This window comes from Methylobacterium sp. WL119 (genome assembly GCF_008039875.1).
In the GTDB taxonomy this organism is placed as follows: Bacteria; Pseudomonadota; Alphaproteobacteria; order Rhizobiales; family Beijerinckiaceae; genus Methylobacterium.
This window is the reverse complement of sequence record NZ_VRUU01000173.1, coordinates 1-5204: the sequence shown is the minus strand read 5'-3', so window position 1 is coordinate 5204 and position 5204 is coordinate 1. Positions and strand designations below refer to the sequence as shown.

Here is a 5204-nt window from a genome sequence, read left to right as displayed (position 1 = left end):
CGCCCCGTGCCCCCCTTCGATCCCGCCTGCGCCGCCGACTACCCCGCCGTCATCGGCTGCGACGAGGTCGGGCGCGGCGCCCTGTGCGGCCCGGTGGTCGTCGCGGCGGTGTGGTTCGACCCGACCGCGATCCCGCCGGACCTGCTCGCCCGCCTCGACGACAGCAAGCGGGTCAAGGAACCGCTGCGCGAGATCCTAACGCCGCTGATCCGCGCGCAGGGCCGCGTCGCGGTCGCGGCGGGATCCCGGGCATTGATCGACCGGGTCAACGTCCGCGTCGCCACCCTCGACGCGATGCGCCGGGCGGTGCTGCGGCTCGCCCTCGATGCGCCGGTGCTGGTCGACGGGCGGGACGCGGTTCCCCGCCTGCCGCAGCCCTGCCGTGCGGTCGTCGGCGGCGACCGCGCGGTGCCGCAGATCGCCGCCGCCTCGATCGTCGCCAAGACGTTTCGCGATGCGCTGATGCGGGTGCTGGCCCGGCGCCACCCGCATTACGGTTGGGATCGCAACGTCGGCTACGGCGCCCCGGTGCACCTCGCCGGCCTCAGGACCCACGGCCGCACCCCGCATCACCGGCTGAGTTTCACGCGGGCGTACGGCGATGGCGGAGCGAACACCACGGGCGCCGATTAGGTCGCAATCGTTTGCGAGATGCCTGAGGTCGTCCGTCGATGCCAAAACGATTCAGCCGTCCTGCCGCCGCGGAGCATTGCTCGATCGCCGCCTTCGCCTCCGTCACAGCAGCGAGAACTGCTCGCTGGGCTTGGCGAAGGCCGAGGCGTCGAGGGTGATGCGGGTTTGCGCATAGCCGAGGCGCGCCTTGGCCAGCCGCATCCGCGTCGCGATTAGGCCGGCGTAGGCGCCCTCCCCGGTCATCCGCTTGCCGAACGTGGCGTCGTATTCGCGGCCGCCGCGGGCCTGCTCGACCAGGGAGAACACGTGGCGCTGCCGCCCGGGATAGTGCTCGGCGAACCAGTCGGCGACGAGGTCCTTCAGCTCGTGCGGCAGGCGCAGCAGCACGAGGTTCGCCTCCCGCGCGCCGCAGGCGCGGGCCTCCGTCATGATCGCCTCGATCTCGTGGTCGTTGAGCGAGGGGATGATCGGCGCGACGATCACCATCACCGGCACGCCGGCTCGGCTGAGCGCCCGGATCGCCTCCAGGCGCTTGCGCGGATGCGGCGCGCGCGGCTCCATCTTCCGGGCGAGCACCGGATCGAGGGTCGTCACCGACATCACCACCTTCACGAGGTTCCGCTCCGCCATCCCGGCCAGGATGTCGATGTCGCGGGTGACGAGGTTCGACTTCGTCACGATGCCGACGGGATGGCGCAGGCGGGCCAGCACCTCGAGGATCTCCCGGGTGATGCGGTGCTCGCGCTCAATCGGCTGATACGGGTCGGTCGCCGTTTCGAGAGCGATGGTCCGCGGCGCGTAGCCCGGCGCCGACAGCTCCCGCTCGAGCAGGCGCGCGGCGTCCGGCTTGGCGAAGAGCTTCGTCTCGAAGTCGAGCCCGGGCGACAGGCCGGCATAGGCGTGGTTCGGCCGGGCGAAGCAGTAGACGCAGCCGTGCTCGCAGCCGCGATAGGGGTTGATCGAGCGGTCGAACGAGATGTCGGGCGAGGTGTTGCGGGAGATGATCCCGCTCGCCCGCTCCAGCGTCACCTCTGTGCGTCTGGCCGGTGCGGGCTCGTCCGCCGGCCAGCCGTCGTCGGCGGCCTCGCGGCGGATCGCCTCGAAGCGCCCGCCCGGGTTGGCGGTGGCGCCCCGGCCGCGCAGCGTTTCCGACGTCGCGGCGAGCCGGCGTCGCGGCGTGGATTCGGCGCCGAGCGGAGGACGGGGTGTGGACATCGGACTGGCAGCACCCCGGCGGAAGCGTGTTTCACATGGAACATAACAGGAACGAGGCCGGTCGGATACGCCTCGATTTTAGGCAGTTTCTCGGGCTTTGTGGCTGTGGTGCAACGCTGGGCCGCCGCGTCGAGCCGGCCTGCCCGCGCCCGGCGAAAATACGGTATGCGCGGCCATGATCTCCGCCCTGGTTCATGTCGCCGAGCCCGGCGATGCCGATGCGATCGACCGTCTGGCCGACACCCTGGGCGCCCTCGTCGGAGGCGTGGCCGCCGGGCTCGTGGGTGACGCCGTGATCGTCGCCGCCGCGATGGGCGAGGCGGTCGACACGATCGCCGACGCGACCGGCGCGACCCTGGTGGTGCCGCCGCGCGGATCGGACCGGTGGTTCGCCGGCGCGGCGGTCGCGCGCCGCGACTGGGTGCTGTGCCTGGAGGCGGGCGACGTGCCCGGCGACGGCTGGATCCGCACCCTCGACCGGTTCGTCGGCACAGCGCCGGCCGACGCCCTGGGGCGATTGTCCCGCCCGCATGCCGGGCTGGCGACGCGGCTGGCCATTCGGGCCGAGGCGCTGCTCGGCGCGGGTGCGGCGCGGCCCGGCGACCTCGTCCGCCGCGATCGCCTCACCGAGATCGGAACCTTCGCCCCGCGGCTGGTGCCGCGGCGCCTGATCGCGCGGATCGACCGGATGTGATCCTCAGGCCGTGAGCGAGGCGCCCCGCCGCAGGTGCTCGTCCAGGCGCGGCATGATCTCGACGAAGTTGCAGGGGCGGTGCCGGTAGTCGAGCTGGCTGACCAGGATCCCGTCCCAGGCGTCGCGGCAGGCGCCCGGCGAGCCCGGCAGCACGAAGACGTAGGTGGCGTTGGCGACCCCGGCCGTCGCCCGCGACTGCAGCGTCGAGGTACCGATCTTGTCGTAGGAGATGCGGTGGAACACCGCCGAGAAGCCGTCCATCCGCTTCTCGAACAGCGGCTCCAACGCCTCGGGCGTGACGTCGCGGCCGGTGAAGCCGGTGCCGCCGGTGGTGATCACCACGTCGATTCCGGGATCGCGCGTCCAGCCCTCGACCGTCCCGCGGATCGCCGTCGCCTCGTCCGGCACGATCGCGCGCGCCGCGAGCCTGTGGCCGGCCTCGGTCAGCCGCTGCACCAGGGTGTCGCCGGAGCGGTCGTCCTCCGGCCGGCGCGTGTCCGAGACGGTCAGCACCGCGATCGACAGGGGGACGAAGCTGCGGGCAGGCGTATCGGGCATCGGGCCGTCTCCGGGTTGAACGACCGGAATATGGGCGCCCGCCCGCGATTGTCCCATCCTTCCCGGCGTGCGGCGCGCGGGCCGAGGCGCGCCGAACCCGCGATCCATGGTATCGGCACCGATCAGCGACCCCGGTCCGTTCGAACTCGCGGTGCCCTCATGGATGCGACCCCCGTCCGCCTCACCAGCCTCGCCCACGGCGGCGGCTGTGGCTGCAAGCTCGACCCGGCGATCCTGCGGTCGCTGCTCGCCGACCAGCCGATCGCCGGCCCGTTCGAGCGCCTGCTCGTCGGCAACGAGACCGCCGACGACGCCGCGGTCTGGGCGCTCGACGACGGCACCTGCGTCATCGCCACCACCGACTTCTTCACGCCGATGGTCGACGACCCGCGCGATTTCGGCCGGATCGCCGCTACCAACGCGATCTCCGACGTCTACGCCATGGGCGGCCGCCCGATCATGGCGCTGGCCATCCTCGGGATGCCGGTCGGCAAGATCGCGCCCCAGATCGTCGCCGAGATCCTGAAGGGCGGCGCGGCGACCTGCGCCGAGGCCGGCATCCCGATCGCCGGCGGGCACTCGATCGACACGCCGGAGCCGATCTACGGCCTGGCGGTGATCGGCACCTGCCGCCGCGAGGACGTGCGCCGCAACGCCGACGCGCGGGTCGGCGACGCGCTGATCCTGACCAAACCCCTCGGCGTCGGCGTCTATTCCGCCGCGATCAAGCGCGACGCCCTGCCGGAGGGCGGCTACGCCGCGTTCGTCGCGACGACGACGCTGCTGAACAAGGTCGGCACCGAGCTGGCCGCCGACCCGGACGTGCACGCCATCACCGACGTCACCGGCTTCGGCCTGCTCGGGCACGGCCTCGAGTTCGCGCGCGGCGCCGGCTGCCGCCTCGTGATCGACTGGCCGTCCGTGCCGCTGCTGCCCTCGGCCGAAACGCTCGCCCGGGACGGCTTCGTCACCGGCGCCTCCCACCGCAACTGGACCGCGTTCGGCGGCGAGGTCGCGCTGGAGGACGGCTTCCCCGAATGGGCGCGGCACCTGCTTACCGATCCGCAGACCTCGGGCGGCCTGCTCGTCGCCTGCGCCCCCGAGCGCGCAGACGCGATCCTCGCCCGCATCCGCGCCGCCGGGCATCCGGCGGCGGCGATCGTCGGGCGGGCGGAGGCGGGCGCGGCGGGAATTCGCGTCGCCGGCTGATCCCAGGGCCGGAAGGTGATCGAAACCAATCCTCCGGCATCATCGCGGCCCCGCGATGCGTCGCGCAGAGCCGCCCGCCCCCGTCGTGACCGACGTTCCCTACGACCCGGATCTCGAAACCGCCCACGGCGTCGCGGATTGGCCCTATGGCCGATCCGCCATCGCGCTCGCGCGCCCGGACGCCTTGCCGGACGGACGCCCGTGGCCGCGGCTGCGCGTGCTCACCGTCGCCTCCGGCGACGCGCCGCGTCTGGCCGACAGCATCGCCTCGGTCGCCCGGCAGGACTACCCGGAATGCCGGCACGACGTCGTGCCGCCGGGATTGACGTCGCCCGCCGCGATTATCGCCGACGACGGGGTCGACTTCGTCCTGGTCCTGCGGGCGGGCGATCTCCTGGCGCCCGGCGCGCTCGCCGCCCTCGTTCTCGACGCGGTCCTCTCGGGGGCGGATGCGGTGGCGGGGCTTCGGGTGCTGTTCGACGACGCGGTGACCGGCCTCGACCTGCCCTCGTCGGCGGGGGATGACGCCGCGCCGGACGCCGTCTTCACCGGCGGCGAAGTTCTCTGGCGGCGTGCCGCGCTCGGCATGCTGGGCAGCTTCGATCCGGTCGACGCCGAGTGGACCGCACGCGCCTGGTCGGCAGCCGTGCGGACGGAGGCCGGCGTCACCCGCATCGGCCGGCCCGTCCTGCTGCAGCGCGAGCGGACGATTCACGCAACGGATTCAAGTCCATCCGCGTCTTCCCCTCCCCCCTCTGCAGGGGAGGGTGGGCCTCGCGTCAGCGAGGGTCGGGAGAGGGGAGCGCCGTATCCGACACCGTCGCGCCCCTCTCCCCCCCTGCTCCGCAGGGTACCCTCCCCCGCCAAGGGGGGAGGGTACCCTGCGGAGCAGGGG

At 73.1% G+C, this 5204-nt stretch carries 5 protein-coding genes and 1 pseudogene; 4 read left to right on the top strand and 2 right to left on the bottom strand.

Annotation, left to right across the window (positions count from 1 at the left end):
• The first annotated feature begins 6 nt into the window (after positions 1-6).
• Entirely contained in the window at positions 7-633 is a 627-nt protein-coding gene (locus FV227_RS27655; protein WP_147860383.1) for a ribonuclease HII, read from the top strand.
• Positions 634-735: 102 nt separating this feature from the next.
• Here FV227_RS27655 and FV227_RS27650 read toward each other — a convergent pair whose 3' ends face one another.
• Entirely contained in the window at positions 736-1848 is a 1113-nt protein-coding gene (locus FV227_RS27650; protein ID WP_147860382.1) for a PA0069 family radical SAM protein, read from the bottom strand.
• A gap of 175 nt (positions 1849-2023) precedes the next feature.
• Here FV227_RS27650 and FV227_RS27645 point away from each other — a divergent pair, with 175 nt between their 5' ends.
• Positions 2024-2542: a hypothetical protein gene (locus FV227_RS27645; protein ID WP_147860381.1), complete on the top strand. Its 519-nt coding sequence runs from the start codon at positions 2024-2026 to the stop codon at positions 2540-2542.
• A 3-nt stretch (positions 2543-2545) separates the two neighbouring features.
• On the opposite strand, the gene moaB is transcribed toward FV227_RS27645, so the two are convergent.
• The gene (gene moaB / locus FV227_RS27640) at positions 2546-3100 is read right to left on the bottom strand and encodes a molybdenum cofactor biosynthesis protein B (protein WP_147729372.1); all 555 of its coding nucleotides are present in this window, start codon (positions 3098-3100) and stop codon (positions 2546-2548) included.
• A 159-nt stretch (positions 3101-3259) separates the two neighbouring features.
• On the opposite strand from moaB, the gene selD reads away from it, so the two are divergent.
• On the top strand, positions 3260-4309 hold the full coding sequence (selD, locus tag FV227_RS27635; protein ID WP_147729373.1) for a selenide, water dikinase SelD: 1050 nt from the start codon (positions 3260-3262) through the stop codon (positions 4307-4309).
• Between the two features lie 85 nt (positions 4310-4394).
• Positions 4395-5204, top strand: a pseudogene (locus FV227_RS29425) (hypothetical protein); the annotation flags it as partial.